We start from the raw sequence: 15,944 nt of genomic DNA, 5'->3' as shown, positions 1-15,944 counted from the left end.
CAGGCTGTCCGGGGGATTGCCGGCGCTTGGCATCGGCGGGCCCCGGGACCGCCGCCCGCCAAGCGATAGAATTCAGGATATGGACCAGTGACCATCAAGACTGTCGAGACCCAGAACGAAGGCCTGAAGCGCGCCTTCATGCTGACCATTCCCGCCGAGGACATCGAAGCGCGGGTCGAGCAGGAAGTGAAACGCATCGCGCCGCAGATCCGCATGCCAGGCTTCCGTCCCGGGAAGGTTCCGCCGAACCTCATCCGCAAGATGCACGGAGAGAGCCTTCGCGGCGATGCCCTGCAGGGCGCAGTCCAGGAAGGCGTGCAGCAGCTGCTGACAGAGCAGAAGATTCGCCCCGCGCTGCAGCCGCAGGTCGAACTCAACGAGGGCTATGAGCCCGGCAAGGACGCCGAGATCAAGGTCAGCCTCGAGGCACTGCCGGACGTGCCGCCACCGGAGATCGGCGATCTGAAGCTCGACCGCTTGACGGTGGAGCCCGACGAGAAGGCGGTGGACGAGCAGATCGGACAGCTCGCGAGCCAGAACAAGCGCTGGGAGGATGCCGATAAGAAATATGCCGCCGCCAACGGCGACCTCGTCGTCATGGACTTCGAAGGCGAGGTCGAGGGGAAGCCTTTCGAGGGTGGCAAGGGCGAGGACATGTCCATCGAGCTCGGCTCCGGTCGGCTGATCCCGGGGTTCGAGGAGCAGCTCGTCGGTGCAAAGTCCGGCGACACGCGCGAGGTCAAAGTGACCTTCCCCGAGGATTATCCGGTCGAGAACCTCAAGGGGAAGGACGCGCTGTTCGCGATCACCGTCAAGGGTGTGAAGACCGCTGGCGAGACCAAGGTCGACGAAGAGTTCGCAAAGTCCCTTGGGCTCAACGATCTCGACCAGCTGAAGGGCCTGGTCCGCGACCAGCAGACCCAGGAGCTGAACGGTCTTACCCGGACCCACATGAAGCGCCAGCTGCTCGACCAGCTCGCCGGCCGGCACGATTTCCCGGTGCCCGAATCAATGGTCGAGGCGGAGTATGAGAACATCCTTGGCCAGCTTCGCCACGAAGCGAGCCACGAAGCCGATCCTCAGGCTGCGCTCGCGGAGATCGAGGCGGAATCGGGCGAATACCGGCGCATCGCGGAGCGTCGCGTGCGCCTTGGACTTCTGCTCTCGGAGATCGGCTCTGCCAACGGTGTGGAAGTCACCGAACAGGAGATGAACCGCCTCATCATGCAGGCGGCGTCCCAGTACCAGGGCAAGGATCGCGAAACCTTCATCCGCTACATTCAGCAGGAGCCGATGGCTGCAGCCCAGCTTCGCGCCCCGCTCTACGAGGACAAGGTCGTCGACTTCCTCTTCTCGAAGGCCAACATCAGCGAACGGAAGGCGACCCGCGCCGAACTGGAGGCGGACCTCGAGGCCGAAGAAGGGCATGTCCACGGCCCAGGCTGCGGCCACGACCATGGTCACGACCATGCACCGGCCAAGGGGAAGAAGTCGGCCTCCAAGGCCAAGGCCGCCAAGGCAGAGGACAAGCTCGTCGCCGAAGAGCCGGCAAAGGGGGCGGTTGAAAAATCCTCGCCCAAGCCGACGCCCGCCAAGCCGGTGAAGGATGGCGCGGGCTCGAAGGCCCCCGCCGCCAAAGCCAAGCCGGACGCAAAGGCCAAGAAGGCGCCGGCAAAGAAGGCGCCGGCAAAGAAGGCTTGAACAAAGCCGAAATCGACTGCGAGGACCTGAACCTCGCGATCGAGGACCTGCGACGCAAGGGCTTCCGCCTGGACGCCATTTACCCCGCCGAGGATCCCACGTCAGCGGTCCTCAGCCGAGGGTCGGAAAGCGTCCGGCTCGCGGTGCCGGGCGCTCCGGTACTTCCAGCTGCATTGCCCGGGTTCAGAGCCGAATTCGTTCTGACCCATGCTGGCGGCCAATCGTCAGAGGGCCGTGCCGGCATGCTGTACCGAGACCTCATCCCGGGACGGACGGGCGGCCGCTATGTCGCATCCCACATTACCATTCCCGAAGGCGGGCCCGTCAGCGACTGGGTTCATTATCACCGAATTGCCCTTCAGATGATCTTCGTCAGGCGAGGCTGGGTGCGTGTCGTCTACGAGGATCAGGGCGAGCCCTTCATCATGGAGGCGGGCGACATCGTTCTTCAGCCGCCTCTCATCCGCCACCGAGTGCTCGAAAGTTCCCCGGGCCTCGAGGTGATCGAGATCAGCGCACCTGCGCTTCACGCGACGTTCGCCGATCACGAGATGGAACTGCCCGGGCGCCGTTCGCCGGACCGGCTGTTTGGCAACCAGCGCTTTCTTCACCGACGTCTGTCACTGGGATCCTGGACACCTTTTGGCGCAGGGGAGGCCAAGGAAACCGGTATGAACGAAGCGACGGCCGGCCTTGCCGACGTCCGGCTGGTCCGGGCCGGGGTTGCCGGCGCCGTCGAATTTGGCCCGCACTCTGGGGAACTTGTGTTCGGTTTCGTGCTCGAGGGTAAAGCAAGGCTCAACGGGCACGAGCTTCATGCTGCCGACGCCTTCGTCATTCCGCCGGGCAAGTCGTGGAGGTTCTTCGATGCGAACCGAGACTTCCGGTTACTCCACGTGACGACTGCGCGGCTCGACGCAGCCGCTGATTATTTCCTATAGCTGCCGACTTCCTGAGGGGGTGCGCTTGAACGAGGGTCAATCACCGAAAATTGCGGTCGTGCTTCCTTGTTACAACGAAGAAGCCGCAATCGGTGCAACAGTGGCGGGCTTCCGGGCCGCGCTGCCAGGCGCGACCATCTACGTCTACGATAACAACAGCGCGGATCGGACGAGCGAGATAGCTGTCCAGGCGGGCGCCGTCGTCAGGATGGAACGGCAGCAGGGAAAGGGACATGTCGTCAGGCGCATGTTCGCGGACATCGACGCCGACGTCTACGTGATGGCCGACGGAGATCTCACCTACGATCCCAAGTCGGCACCACAGATGGTCGATCTCCTCCTTGCCGAGCAGCTGGACATGGTCGTGGGCACCCGGCGGCACGAGGAGAAGGAAGCCTATCGAGGGGGCCACGTTCTGGGGAACAGGCTGTTCACGGGGATTCTTGCCGGTCTGTTCGGTCGCAGCTTCACGGATATCTTCTCGGGCTACCGGGTTTTCTCGCGGCGGTTCGTGAAGAGCTTTCCCGTCCTCTCGTCGGGTTTCGAGATCGAGACGGAAATGAGCGTTCACGCGCTGGAGCTGAGAATGCCGGTCGGAGAGGTCGAGACCGTCTACGCCGCGCGCCCGGAAGGCTCGGAGTCGAAGCTTTCCACCTATTCGGACGGGTGGCGCATCCTCCGAACGATCGTCACCCTCTACCGGGTCGAGCGGCCTTCGCTTTTCTTCGGGACAATCGGCGCGCTGCTGGTGGCGATCGCGGTCGTGCTCGCGATCCCGCTTGTCATGACCTACCTCAAAACGGGGCTGGTTCCTCGCTTTCCGACCGCGATCCTCGTTACGGGAATCATCATCGTGGCGGTCCTGTGTTTCTTCGCCGGGCTCATACTCGACACTGTGACGAGGGGTCGGCGGGAGGTACGTCGGTTATCTTATCTTTCGTTAGCGGCTCCTCGGTAACTGTCGAAAATTTGCATCAGCGGTCGACAATTGTGTCGGCAGCGTGACAGTTTTTCGCGACTAATTTCTGACGGCTGTTAGTTTTGCTTGCTTAAGCGACGTGTCGGTCAACGGCACCGCACACAAAGGGGGAAGGGAATATGAACCGGTTCGACACTGTCCTTCGGACGAGCGTGGCTTTTATGGCATTGTCCGCGGGCGGTGGAGTTGCAGCGGCCCAGACCGCGGCTCCCGCGCAGGCCTCCGTGCCTGCAAGCCAGGAAATCGTGATTACGGGATCGCGCATCCGCCGCGATCCTCTCAATCAGAATGCTCCGGTAGTCTTCCTCGACAAGAGCACGATCGACAAGACGGGCCTGTCGGCGGTCGGCGACGTGCTGCAGCGCATTCCGAGCGCTGCCGGCGGCCTCAATACGAAGGTGAACAACAGCGGCAACCTCGGCAACCCGCCCGACGGCGGTGGTGTCGGCGCGGGCTCGGCCACGATCGACCTGCGATACCTTGGCGCGAACCGTACCCTGGTGCTCGTCGACGGCCTGCGCTTTGTGAATGGCACCAGTGCCAGCGGCATTCCCGGCGCCGTCGATCTCAACACCATCCCCATCAACATGATCGACCGCGTTGAGGTCCTACAGTCCGGCGCTTCGCCGCTCTACGGCTCGGACGCGATTGCAGGCGTCGTCAACGTCATAACGGTCTCTCAACAGCGGGGGCTCAGGGCGTCGGCCCAATATGGCGAGTTCGGCCAGGGAGATGGCAAGACCTGGGACCTCCAGGCGAGCTACGGATTCCATCCCAACCGGACCAGCATCGTCTTCGGCGCCAGCTATGCCAAGCAGGACCCAGTCTATTCGAGGGATCGCTCGATCTCGCTGTTTCCCAATCCGGGGCAGACGTCATGCACCGATCCTGTTGGCGGTTGCAGCAGCGCCGCGATCAACGGGCGCTTCCGGACATTTGTGGTGCCAGATAACAGCCAGACGATATCCAACCCGCCGAATAACCATCCCACACTGGCCGACCTGCGGCATTTCACCAATGCAGACCGTTTTAACTTCGCACCGTTCCAGTACATTATCACGCCCTCGAAGCGCTACGGCGCCTGGTTCAGCTCGAAGAGCGAGCTCAGCGATGTGGTGAACCTTCGGATAAAGGCGCTCTACAATCACCGCGATTCCGAGAACAAGGCGGCCTATGAGCCCCTGTTCATCGGCCCCGACGCGGGCAATGGCGCGGGCAGCCTGTTCGACACCTTGTCCTTCGACGTCACCAACCCGTACAATCCTTACGGCGTGACGCTCCAGTCGGGGGTCAACCCCAACGGCACGCCGAACGGCCAGACGCCGAACTATTCGTTTATCGCGCGTCGCCTCGTCGAGGCGGGACAGCGCGATTTCCATCAGCACGTCGACACCATGTCGGTTACCGGCACACTGGACGGCTCTTTCCACATCGGTTCGCGCCAGTGGTACTGGGACATCAACACCACCTGGGGACACAATAAGGCGAAGCAGAGCTTCACCGGAAACGTTCGGGCCGACCGCGTCGCACAGGCGATCGGCCCGGTCGCGAATTGTACGGCGCCCTGCGTTCCTTTGAACCTCTTCGGCGGCCAGGGGTCGATCACCCCGGCGATGCTCGGATGGATCGCGTTCACCGAGCATGACAAGAGCGCGCAGGAACTGTGGGACAACAGCGCCAACATCTCTGGCCCTGTCTTCGACCTGCCCGCAGGACCGGTTGAAGTCGCGCTCGGTTATGAGCACCGCTACCAGAAGGCCTATTTCACGCCGGACCCGATCGTCTCGGCGGGCCTTGGTGCGGACATCCCGGCTCAGCCCGCAAAGGGCCATTACGACGTCAACGAGTTCTACGGAGAGGTCCGGGTTCCGATCCTGAAGGACGTGCCCGGCGCCTATTCGCTGGAGGTCAACGGCGCAGGCCGATACTCCCATTATTCGACCAGTGGCGGAAGTACGACCTACACCGCCAATGGTCTGTGGAGGCCGGTGCACGATCTGCTTGTTCGCGGCACGTATTCGACCGGGTTCCGCGCCCCGACGATCGGCGAGCTATTCGGCGGGCGGTCGCGTTTTGACCTTCCGGTCACGGATCCTTGCACGAGCGACGTCAGCGGCGCGTTCCAGACCAACGCCACGGTGCGTGCAAACTGCATTGCACACGGCGTCCCGGCTAACGGCAGCTACGCCGAGCCGCCGGGCCAGCTTCCCGTCATCACGCAGGGCAATATCAACCTCAAACCCGAGAAGTCGAAGAGCCTCAACTTCGGTGCGGTGTACGCCCACTCGTGGGGCGGCAATTCCTTCAGCATCGAGGGCGATTATCACGACATCAAGATCGACCACGCAATCAGTGCGCTCGATCCTAACTTGACGCTCAACAATTGCGCGTTCCAGGGGACCGGCTGCAACCTCATCATCCGTACCGCCAACGGCTTCGTGAACGAGATCGACGGAACGCTTCAGAACCTCGACAGCATTCATACGCGGTCGATTGACACGAGCCTCACTTACCGTTCACCGCCCACCCAGATGGGCAGGTTCGGGCTCACGGCGAACGGCTCGTGGCTGCTCAAATATGTTCTGGTCGAGTCAAACGGCTTTCTCGTGATCAACCGTCGGGGAACCGAGCGCGGAAGCCCCGACCAGGCCTATCCAAAGTTCAAAGGAAACGCGACGGTCGACTGGTCGCTGGGAGACGTCGCCCTTGCACTGACGGGCCGGTACATAGCGGCGGTGAGCGAGATCAATCCGAACACCAACCTGCCCAACATCCTGCACAAGAGGCTCTATGTGGACGGGCAGTTCAACTGGCGCCTGCCGTTCCTCGAGCGGCGCGTGACCCTGACCGTTGGAGGCAACAACCTCACCGACAAGGATCCGCCCGCTTGCTTTACCTGCAGCGTGAACAATTATGATCCGACGACTTATGACGTTCCGGGACGCTTCTTCTACGGCCGCATCTCGTACAAGATGTAGTCGCTAGGGGACTTCCTGCAGCGATGGTGGGCGGCTCGCTTCGGCGCAGCCGCCCATTTTCTTGCTGGCATGCCGCCCTGAACATGCCGCGCGGGTCAATCCTTGAACCTTTCCGAATTCACGCCGATGTAGGTGCGACCAGTAATAAAGGATCCGCCTCTCGTGATTGATCATCAGGACATCGTCTCCCAGCTCGTTCCCATCGTCATCGAGCAATCCAACCGGGGCGAGCGCAGCTTCGACATCTATTCGCGGCTGCTGCGCGAGCGGATCGTATTCATCACCGGCGCGATCGAGGACCATATGGCCTCGCTCGTCACCGCCCAGCTGCTCTTCCTCGAGTCCGAGAACCCGAAGAAGGACATCTTCATGTACATCAACTCGCCGGGCGGCGTGGTGACCGCCGGCCTCGCGATCCACGATACGATGCAATACATCCGTCCCAAGATCAGCACCGTCTGCATCGGCCAGGCCGCTTCGATGGGAAGCTTTCTTCTCGCCGCTGGCGAGCCTGGAATGCGGGTCGCCCTTACCAACAGCCGGATCATGATCCACCAGCCTTCGGGCGGCGCGCAGGGCATGGCCGCTGACATCGAGATCCAGGCGCGCGAGATCCTGAGGATGCGCCAGCGTCTCAACGAGCTCTATGCGAAGTATACGGGCCAGGCGCTCGAGGAAATCGAGAAGGCGATGGACCGCGATAAGTTCCTTGAGACGGACGAAGCCAAGGCGTTCGGTTTGATCGACGAAGTCTTCGACAAGCGGCCCGAGCCGGGCGACGATTCCGGCACTGGGGCTGGAGACGTGACCCCGGCTTAGTACAACAGAGAGCTTCCTTTGCCTTCGTTCTCCTATTGTTCTCCAAGAACAAATGGGATACGAGCATTTCTCCACAGGCGGGGTTCGGCCGCCGTTGATTGACGCTTGAACGGAGACAGGGGACATGGCAGCGCAGCTCAAAGTCATCGATAGAACATCGGAAGCCCCAAGGATGGATCGTCAGAAGGCGCTTGAAGCGGCGCTTGCCCAAATCGACCGCGCCTTCGGCAAAGGCTCCGCGATGAAATTGGGCAGCCGCGAAAAGATCGAGATCGAAACGATCTCGAGCGGAAGTCTTGGACTCGACATCGCGCTCGGCGTCGGCGGCCTCCCGCGCGGACGCATCATCGAGATCTACGGGCCGGAAAGTTCAGGCAAGACGACGCTCGCGCTGCACGCGATTGCAGAGGCGCAGCGGAACGGCGGAACGGCCGCCTTCGTGGACGCCGAGCACGCCCTCGATCCGGTTTACGCGAGGAAGCTTGGCGTCGACATCGACGAACTGATCGTGTCCCAGCCGGACACCGGCGAACAGGCGCTCGAGATCGTCGACACGCTCGTCCGGTCGAATGCAGTCGATGTCCTCGTGGTGGACTCGGTCGCGGCACTAGTGCCCCGCGCCGAGATCGAAGGTGAGATGGGGGACAGCCATGTTGGCCTCCAGGCGCGTCTCATGAGCCAGGCGTTGCGAAAGCTTACCGGGTCGATCAGCCGCTCGCAGTGCATGGTCATCTTCATCAATCAGGTCCGGATGAAGATCGGCGTCATGTACGGCAATCCGGAGACGACGACTGGGGGCAATGCGCTGAAATTCTATGCCTCGGTGAGGCTCGACATCCGGCGCACCGGACAGATCAAGGACCGCGACGACATCGTCGGCAACACGACGCGCGTAAAGGTGGTCAAGAACAAGGTCGCGCCGCCGTTCAAGCAGGTCGAGTTCGACATCATGTACGGCGAGGGTATCTCGAAGATTGGAGAGATCCTGGACCTTGGGGTCAAAGCCGGCCTCGTCGAGAAATCCGGATCCTGGTTCAGCTATGATTCGGTACGGATCGGCCAGGGACGCGAGAACGCCAAGCAGTATCTCAAGGAAAATCCAGAGGTCGCAAAGCGCATCGAAAACGCAATCCGCGGCAAAACCGAGGAAGTCGGCGAGGCCTTGATGGTCGGCGCTGGCCCGGACGACGGCGAACTCGCCGAATAGGCTAAGAACTCCCCAGCGGCGGGCGGATGTGCATGGCGCTCCGCCCGCTGCCCTTGCTTGCGAACTTCTTAGGCGAGGTCTTCGGGGATTGCTGTCGAATCTCGAGCGGCTTCCTGCTCATCGGGATCGGACTCGATGGGAGCGAACAGCCGCTTGGGCTCGGTCATCAGGAGCACGACAAAGCCGCCGGTCGCGCAGGCCGCAGTACCGATGAGATAGGGCAGGGTAGTTCCGTTGAAGTGGCGTCCGATGAGGAAGCCGAGCACTGCGCCCCCGATCGTGCCGATCATACCCTGGACCGATGAAGCTGTTCCCGCAATCGGTGCCATATGCTCCATCGCGAGCGTGCTAAGGTTCGAGGAGGTGAAGGCGAATGCGCACATGGTGAGCGCCTGGAGGAAGATGAAGCTTCCCAGTGTCTCGTGGCCGGTGAGCGCGACCCCCACGTGGATGAGCGCAATGCCCATGAACGCAGCGGCGGCCGTATGGCCGACCCGGCGCAGGCCGAACCTGCCGACGACGCGCGAATTGGTCCAGGATGCGAGCGCCATCGGCGCTGCGATGGCGGCGAAAACTGCTCCGATCAGCCTGGGCTCGTGGAAAGCCTCGAAGACGATCTGCTGGATGGAAGCGATATAGGCAACGAGGACGCCGAAGCTGATCGTGAGCGCTGCCGTATAGCCCCGCGATTGCGGCTCGCGAATGGTGTCCCAGATGGCTGAAGCCATGTCCCCAAATCTGAGGCTTCGGCGAAATTCCGGATGAAGCGTTTCCGGCAGGCGAACCCACGACCAGAGCAGCATTGCAAGCGCGTAGGCGGCGAGGACGACGAAGATGGCTTCCCACGGCGCGATGAGCAGAATTGCAAGACCGATGTTTGGAGCGAGCACCGGCATCAGCATGAAGACCATGAACACGAGGCTCATGACGCGGGCCATGGCTTCGCGCTCGAAAAGGTCCCGGACCATCGCAACGACAAGCACGCGAGTGACTGCAGCTGACGCGCCCATGGCGAACCGCGAAGCAATCAAGAGCGGGAAGGTCCCGACAAATGCGCACAGCAATGCAAAGATGCCATAGAGGATGATCCCCGCTGCAAGGACGGGCTTTCGTCCAAACCGGTCGGCGAGCGGCCCCCAGATCAGTTGCGTCGAGGCGAACCCGACGAAGTAGGCGACAACGACAAGCTGCCGGTCATTCTCGTTGAGTACGTGGAGCGACCGGCCGATCGCCGGGAGCGCCGGGATCATCGCATCGATCGCGAAGGAATTGAGGCCCATGAGCGCGGCGAGCATCGCTGTCATCTCGCGCGTCCCGGGGCGCTTCACACCGTCATGAGAAAGGGACTCGAACATGGAAGCGCGCGTGCTGGCCGATTGGCCACGAGCGTGCAACAGTGAGCCTCGAAAACGGCTGGGGGATTGAGATGATTCAGCGTCGCAGCTTTCTTGCCGGCACCGGGGCATTTGCCGCCGCACTGACGGTGCCGTTCGATCGCGTGCTGGCCACAGCGAAGGAAAAACTGGCGCCCGTCGCGCTTCCGCCGCCAATCAGCCAGGCCGAGCGCGTCCAGCGGATGACGCGTGCTCGGGCTCTCATGCAGCAGAACGGGATTGGAGCGGTTATCGTCGAATCGGGATCGAGCCTCGATTATCTGACCGGGGTTCAGTGGCACCGGTCAGAACGCCTCACAGCAGCAGTCATTCCAGCTGAAGGCGATCCCGTCATCGTAACGCCTTTCTTCGAGCGCCCTTCCGTTGCCGAAACGCTCGCCATTCCCGCCGAGATCAGGAGCTGGAACGAAGACGAGGATCCGCTGAAGCTCGTCGCTGACTTCCTGAGGGAACGCCGCGTCGCGGGACAGCCCGTCGGCTTCGAGGAGACCGACCGCTATTTCATCGTCGACCGCCTCGCGCAGCAGCTACCCGGGACAAAGGCAGTAAACGCCAATCCCGTCGTTCGCTCTCTGAGGCTTATCAAGTCGCCGTCCGAACTTGCACTGATGCAAGCGGCCAACGACATCACCATCCGGGCGATGCGCCATGCCGGCGAAGGCGCCCGGGCCGGTATGACTCCTGCCGACTTCGGCGCCGCGATCGACGCTGCCACGGCCTCGCTTGGCGGAAGCCCCGAGTTCTCGCTTGTGCTCATAGATGAAGCCTCGGCCCAACCGCATGGCTCAAGAAAACCGCAGGTGGCGAGGGCTGGAAGTACGATCCTTTTCGATTGCGGGTGCACCGTTCACGGCTACCAGTCCGATATCTCCCGTACGTTCGTCTTCGGCGCCGCCCCCTCTTCCGAGCAGCGCAAGGTCTGGGATCAGGTCCGTCAGGGTCAGCAGATCGCGATCCGCGCCGCGCGAATCGGCGCTCCTGCAGGAAGCGTGGATGACGCTGTTCGCGCTGCCTACGAAAGCTGGGGCTATGGACCGGGCTACAAGCTTCCCGGTCTCTCGCACCGGACCGGGCACGGCATCGGCATGGACGGCCATGAGCCGGCCTATCTTGTTCACGGCGACATGACGCCGCTTGCGCCTGGCATGTGCTTTTCAGACGAGCCGGGGATCTACATTCCCGGCAAGTTCGGAGTGCGGCTCGAGGACTGCTGGTACATGACGAACTCGGGTCCGCGATTTTTCACTGAGCCGCCGTCGAGCATTGATCGGCCGTTCGGCTAGGCTCGCCTCGCGAAGGCGAGGCGCAGGGCAAAGCCAGCCATCGCCGTTGCCGCAAGATAGCGGGCAGCGCGGCCGATCCAGCTCACGTGCGCGAGCCTTTTGGCAGTGCTTGCCGCAACGAGCGCGACGAGGACGTTCACGATCGTTCCGACGATGGCGAACCAGAGGCCAAGGCAGAGGATCTGCAGCGCCGGGATGCGCGCTGCTGGGTCGACGAACTGCGGCAGGAAGGCCAGGAAGAAGAGCGCGACCTTGGGGTTGAGAATGTTGACGAGTGCCGCAGAGCGGAGGAGCTTCGATCCCGACTGGTGCGGCTGGCCAGTGCGCTCTCCGCCATCGCCGTTTCCTGCCCATATCAGCGAAATCGCAATGTAGGCGAGATAGGCAGCGCCAATCCATTTAATGATGGTGAAAGCGCTCTGCGAGGCGGCGAGGAGCGCCGAGAGGCCAAGGACAGCCGCGCTAATGTGAACGAGAGTTCCTGCCCCGATCCCAAGCGCCGCAACGATGCCGTCGCGCCGTCCGCCCCGTGCCGAACTTGCAATGACGAAGGTCATATCGGCGCCCGGCACGATGTTAAGCGCAAGGCCAGAAGCGACGAAAGCCAGAAAGAGCCCCAGGCGGGGAAGCAGCTCGATTCCCGCGATGCTCAGCACCTCAGAAGTGGTCGTGTACTTCGCCCGCGTGCGGAACGTGCGAAGGCGCGTGGCGCGTGTCGACTTCGGGGGAGCGTTCGGATCCCAAGGCACCCTCCCAGCGAGCAACGACACTTGCTGCCACCGCGTTGCCGATCACGTTCGTTCCCGATCGCCCCATGTCGAGGAAGTGATCCACAGCAAGGATCAGGAGCAGGCCTGCTTCCGGGATTTTGAACATTGGCATGATCGCGGCAATGACGACGAGGCTCGCGCGCGGAACACCCGCCATGCCCTTCGACGTCACCATCAAGACGAGGAGCATGGTGATTTCCTGGCCGAGCGACAGATGGATGCCGTAGGCCTGCGCGATGAAGATCGTCGCGAAGGTCATGTACATCATCGAGCCGTCCAGATTGAACGAATAGCCCAGGGGCAGGACGAAGCTCGCGATACGGGGCGGGACACCGAAGCGGTCAAGCTCTTCGAGCGTCCGCGGATAGGCCGCCTCGGAGGACGCGGTTGAGAAGGCGAGCAGTACAGGGTCCCTGATGTAGCGCACGAGGTGCCGTGTTCTGGGACCCACGATGAGGAAGCAAACCCCGATCAATACCGCCCACAAAACGATAAGTCCGAGGTAGAAGCTTCCCACGAACTTCCCGAGCGTCGCCACGATCTGGGGTCCGCGCTCGGCAAGTGCGCTCGTCACCGCGGTAAACACGGCGAAGGGGGCGAAGCGCATCACGTAATTCGTGACCTGCAGCATGACCCGGACGAGCGCCTCGACCCCGTGGACGATGGGGCGTCCCTTTTCGCCGACCGCGGTCAGTGCGATGCCGAAGAATAGAGAGAAAATGACGATGGGCAGGATCTCGTTGGCGCTCATCGCCTCGAAGATCGACTGCGGCACGACGTGGCTGATGAAATCCTTGAGATTGAACGCGGCGGTTTCGACCCCGCTTGCCGTCGAGGATGCCGGCAGCGGGAGGTTGAGGCCGACGCCCGGTTGCAGTGCATTGACGATGATGAGGCCCAGCGTAAGCGAAACAAGGCTCGCCAGGATGAACCAAAGTATCGAGCGCACCCCGACACGGCCAAGGGCCGCAACGTCGCCCATGTGCGCGATGCCAGCGACAAGGGTCGAGAAAACGAGGGGCGCGATGATCATCTTGATCAGACGCAGGAACAGCGCAGTGACTATGCTGAGATAATCAGCGATTTCCTTGAGCTGCGCGGCGCTGGCCGGGGTGCCGTCGTCAATCGCGGCGTTGATCGCCCAGCCGGCGATCAGGCCGAGCACCAGCGCAATGAGGATGTAGCGGGTCAGTGTCTTGGCCATAAGTCCCCTTCGTGGCAGGACCCAAGCCGCAGGTTCACTCCACGTCAAGCTTCACAGCTGTCGCCCGCATGGGTAGGGCGCGCGTCATGGCAGCAGATAATCCCACCCCAGTAGGCGTTCTCGAGTTCGGGCGCGCCATTTTGCACGACGAGGCGCGGGCTCTCGATGCACTTGCCGATAGCCTCGGCTCGCCCTTCGAGAAGGCCATTGGCCTCATCTACGACTGCAAGGGCAAACTGATCGTCAGCGGGCTTGGCAAATCGGGCCATGTCGGTCGCAAGATTGCCGCGACCTTCGCCTCTACCGGCACCACCGCGGTTTTCCTTCATCTTGCCGAAGCCATTCACGGCGATCTTGGAATGGCGGCCGAGGGCGACGTCGCAATCCTCATTTCCCAGAGCGGGGAAACGTCAGAGCTGGAACCGGTTATCGACCATTTTCAGCGTGCTCGCATTCCGATCATCGCAATCACCGGTCACGATGGCACAACCCTTGCGGAGGCCGCGACCGCACCGCTCGTACTCCCGCATTGGCCCGAGGTTGGACCTGAGTCCGTCGCTCCAACTACCTCCACCACCATGACCCTTGCTCTTGGCGATGCGCTGGCGATGACGGTCATGCGCCAGAAAGGCTTCACCCGCACCGACTTTGGGCGGCTCCATCCGGGCGGAACGCTCGGAGCGCGCCTGCGGCCCGTGCGCCGGCTGATGCATGGCGGCAAGTCGCTCCCGCTCACCGGCGCGGTGAGTTCGATGCACGACACGATCGTTGAAATGACCGCGAAACGGCTCGGTGTCGTCGGCGTGACGGACGAGAACGGCTATCTGGTCGGGGTGATCACGGACGGCGATCTTCGCCGCAATATCGAGCGCGGGCTCGAGCATAGTGCCGGCGAGTTCATGACGCGCGATCCCAAGACCATCGGGCCTGATGATCTGATCGACGACGCGCTTGCGCTGTTCGATGAGTTCAAGATCACTGCGCTCTTTGTTGTCACGGACGACGGGGAGGGAAAGAAGCCCGTCGGAGTTCTCCACATCCACGATTGCCCCGTCAGCCGATGAACAGCGTCATCCTGATCCCCGCTCGCTATCAATCGTCGCGCTATCCTGGAAAACCATTGGTTCCGCTCAAAGGCGCGAACGGCATAGCAAAACCGCTTATTCAGCGGAGCGTTGAAGCGGCCCGCCGGGTATCCGGCGTGTCTGGGGTATTCGTCGTGACGGACGACGAGCGCATTGCAGACGCATGTGCGCCCGCGCGCGTTGGTGTCATCATGACCTCACCCGACTGCCTCAATGGCACCGAGCGCTGTGCCGAGGCGCTCGATCAGCTTCACGACGTTGACCTGGTCATCAATTTCCAGGGGGACGCACTGCTGACGCCAGCTTATTTTATCGAAGCTTTGGTAGCCCGCATGCGCTCCGATCCTGAAGCAATGGTCGCAACTCCCGCCATGCGCGTCACGAGCGCGGAGGTTCGGCAGCTCCAGGCCGAGGAAATGCGGGGCCTCGTCGGGGGCACGAGCGTTGTGACCGACAGCCAGGGTCACGCACTTTACTTCTCCAAGCGGCTGATCCCGCATCTTCCACCAGCGGCCCTTGAAGGGGAGATGTCTCCCGTTCGCCTCCACGTTGGTGTTTATGCCTATCGCCCCGAGGCACTTCGCGCTTACGTAAGGACGCCTGTCAGCGAGCTGGAGAAGCTCGAGGGCCTGGAGCAGCTGCGCTTTCTATCGGCAGGTGTTCCGGTCGCGGTCGTCGAGGTCGAAACGCCCGCCTTCACGCTTCGCGAGTTGAATAACCCCGAAGATGTCCTGCCAATCGAGCAGGCCCTCGCGGAGGCCGGCCTCGAGTGAATTATTTCGATTCGCTCGACCCAAGGTACCGCTTGATCCTGTGCGATGTCTGGGGGGTCGTTCACGACGGCGTGAACCTGTATCCAGGCGCCGAAGCACGGCTCAAAAAATGGCGCGGGGAGGGCCGGTGCGTCGCCCTCATTACCAATGCGCCGCGTACCGCCGAAGCCGTCGAGGAGCAGCTCCAACGCATTGGATTGCCGCGCGAATCCTATGACTTCGTAGCGACCAGCGGCGAGGCGGGCATCGAAGCGCTGAACCGGCTAAAAGACCCGGTGGGGTTCGTGGGTACGACCGGCGACCGTCAAATCCTCGAGGGCAGGGGAGTCAGAATTTCGGCCCGCGACGATTTCACCGAGCTCGCCTGCACCGGAATCATGGCGGAGCGACCGCGGCCGGAGGACTACGCGGCTGATCTTGAACGGTGGGCAAATCGGGACGTCCACATGCATTGCCTCAATCCGGACCGCGTGGTCGTTCGAGGCGGCATCATGGAGGCATGCGCGGGCGCGATTGCGGACCTTTACCAGGAATTCGGCGGGCGCGTGACGTGGTACGGCAAGCCGTTCGAAGCGATTTATCGCCATGCCCTGCACCGGGCCGGAGACCCACCGGCCAACCAGGTCCTTGCCGTGGGCGACGGCATTCAAACGGACATTCTGGGCGCTGCCCGGATGGGCTTCGACGCGGTCTTCGTCAGCGAGGGCATTCATGCCGGCGAACCTTTCCCCCAAGATTTTGCGGTCCGGAACGGACTTGGTGAATGGCATCCGGTGGGGGCCGTTGAAGGACTTGCCTGAGCGATCTGTT

13 protein-coding genes are annotated in these 15,944 nt (G+C 62.4%); 10 read left to right on the top strand and 3 right to left on the bottom strand.

Annotated features, from left to right (window positions below; all coding sequences use genetic code 11):
• Window positions 1-93: 93 nt before the first annotated feature.
• From tig to recA, 6 genes are all read left to right on the top strand, one after another.
• A complete protein-coding gene (gene tig / locus V8192_RS08720) occupies window positions 94-1,701 on the top strand; it encodes a trigger factor (protein WP_341633318.1) in 1,608 nt (535 codons plus the stop codon).
• On the top strand, window positions 1,698-2,642 hold the full coding sequence (locus tag V8192_RS08715; protein ID WP_341632685.1) for a cupin domain-containing protein: 945 nt from the start codon (window positions 1,698-1,700) through the stop codon (window positions 2,640-2,642). The genes tig and V8192_RS08715 overlap by 4 nt, the downstream gene beginning before the upstream one ends.
• Window positions 2,643-2,667: 25 nt before the next feature.
• Entirely contained in the window at window positions 2,668-3,600 is a 933-nt protein-coding gene (locus V8192_RS08710) for a glycosyltransferase family 2 protein (protein WP_341632684.1), read from the top strand.
• Window positions 3,601-3,740: 140 nt separating this feature from the next.
• Window positions 3,741-6,599, top strand: coding sequence for a TonB-dependent receptor domain-containing protein (locus V8192_RS08705; RefSeq protein WP_341632683.1), 2,859 nt, complete (start codon window positions 3,741-3,743; stop codon window positions 6,597-6,599).
• Between the two features lie 162 nt (window positions 6,600-6,761).
• On the top strand, window positions 6,762-7,418 hold the full coding sequence (gene clpP, locus V8192_RS08700) for an ATP-dependent Clp endopeptidase proteolytic subunit ClpP (RefSeq protein WP_373276336.1): 657 nt from the start codon (window positions 6,762-6,764) through the stop codon (window positions 7,416-7,418).
• Window positions 7,419-7,542: 124 nt separating this feature from the next.
• Window positions 7,543-8,625 (top strand): recombinase RecA, encoded by a 1,083-nt coding sequence (recA, locus tag V8192_RS08695; protein WP_341632682.1) that lies wholly within the window; start codon window positions 7,543-7,545, stop codon window positions 8,623-8,625.
• Between the two features lie 68 nt (window positions 8,626-8,693).
• Here the strand turns inward: recA and V8192_RS08690 are convergent, their stop codons facing one another.
• Window positions 8,694-9,980, bottom strand: a complete 1,287-nt coding sequence (locus tag V8192_RS08690; protein WP_341632681.1) for a multidrug effflux MFS transporter — start codon at window positions 9,978-9,980, stop codon at window positions 8,694-8,696.
• Between the two features lie 71 nt (window positions 9,981-10,051).
• On the opposite strand from V8192_RS08690, the gene V8192_RS08685 reads away from it, so the two are divergent.
• Complete coding sequence (locus tag V8192_RS08685; protein ID WP_341632680.1) at window positions 10,052-11,302, top strand: M24 family metallopeptidase; 1,251 nt, start codon at window positions 10,052-10,054, stop codon at window positions 11,300-11,302.
• On the opposite strand, the gene V8192_RS08680 is transcribed toward V8192_RS08685, so the two are convergent.
• Together V8192_RS08680 and V8192_RS08675 are read right to left on the bottom strand one after the other, a co-directional pair.
• Window positions 11,299-11,958 (bottom strand): LysE family translocator, encoded by a 660-nt coding sequence (locus tag V8192_RS08680; protein ID WP_341632679.1) that lies wholly within the window; start codon window positions 11,956-11,958, stop codon window positions 11,299-11,301. The genes V8192_RS08685 and V8192_RS08680 overlap by 4 nt on opposite strands.
• Window position 11,959: 1 nt before the next feature.
• A complete protein-coding gene (locus V8192_RS08675; RefSeq protein ID WP_341632678.1) occupies window positions 11,960-13,276 on the bottom strand; it encodes a dicarboxylate/amino acid:cation symporter in 1,317 nt (438 codons plus the stop codon).
• Between the two features lie 86 nt (window positions 13,277-13,362).
• On the opposite strand from V8192_RS08675, the gene V8192_RS08670 reads away from it, so the two are divergent.
• From V8192_RS08670 to V8192_RS08660, 3 genes are read left to right on the top strand one after another with little or no spacing between them, the layout of a single operon-like run.
• Window positions 13,363-14,340 carry a KpsF/GutQ family sugar-phosphate isomerase gene (locus V8192_RS08670; protein WP_341632677.1) on the top strand — a complete coding sequence of 326 codons (978 nt, stop codon included), beginning with the start codon at window positions 13,363-13,365 and terminating at the stop codon, window positions 14,338-14,340.
• A complete protein-coding gene (locus V8192_RS08665) occupies window positions 14,337-15,134 on the top strand; it encodes a 3-deoxy-manno-octulosonate cytidylyltransferase (protein WP_341632676.1) in 798 nt (265 codons plus the stop codon). The genes V8192_RS08670 and V8192_RS08665 overlap by 4 nt, the downstream gene beginning before the upstream one ends.
• Complete coding sequence (locus tag V8192_RS08660) at window positions 15,131-15,934, top strand: TIGR01459 family HAD-type hydrolase (RefSeq protein ID WP_341632675.1); 804 nt, start codon at window positions 15,131-15,133, stop codon at window positions 15,932-15,934. Before V8192_RS08665 ends, V8192_RS08660 begins: the two co-directional genes overlap by 4 nt.
• The last annotated feature ends 10 nt before the right edge of the window (window positions 15,935-15,944 follow it).

Source organism: Sphingomonas agri, assembly GCF_038148795.1.
GTDB lineage: Bacteria > Pseudomonadota > Alphaproteobacteria > Sphingomonadales > Sphingomonadaceae > Sphingomicrobium > Sphingomicrobium agri.
Note: the sequence above shows the minus strand (reverse complement) of the source record. Positions and strands in the feature narration are given on the sequence as shown.

Excerpts from the sequence above, each read along its gene's own strand:
- V8192_RS08705 (WP_341632683.1), top strand. The coding sequence starts at position 3,741 with ATGAACCGGTTCGACACTGTCCTTCGGACGAGCGTGGCTTTTATGGCA.
- recA (WP_341632682.1), top strand. The coding sequence starts at position 7,543 with ATGGCAGCGCAGCTCAAAGTCATCGATAGAACATCGGAAGCCCCAAGG.
- V8192_RS08690 (WP_341632681.1), bottom strand. The coding sequence starts at position 9,980 with ATGTTCGAGTCCCTTTCTCATGACGGTGTGAAGCGCCCCGGGACGCGC.
- V8192_RS08685 (WP_341632680.1), top strand. The coding sequence starts at position 10,052 with ATGATTCAGCGTCGCAGCTTTCTTGCCGGCACCGGGGCATTTGCCGCC.
- V8192_RS08675 (WP_341632678.1), bottom strand. The coding sequence starts at position 13,276 with ATGGCCAAGACACTGACCCGCTACATCCTCATTGCGCTGGTGCTCGGC.
- V8192_RS08670 (WP_341632677.1), top strand. The coding sequence starts at position 13,363 with ATGGCAGCAGATAATCCCACCCCAGTAGGCGTTCTCGAGTTCGGGCGC.
- V8192_RS08665 (WP_341632676.1), top strand. The coding sequence starts at position 14,337 with ATGAACAGCGTCATCCTGATCCCCGCTCGCTATCAATCGTCGCGCTAT.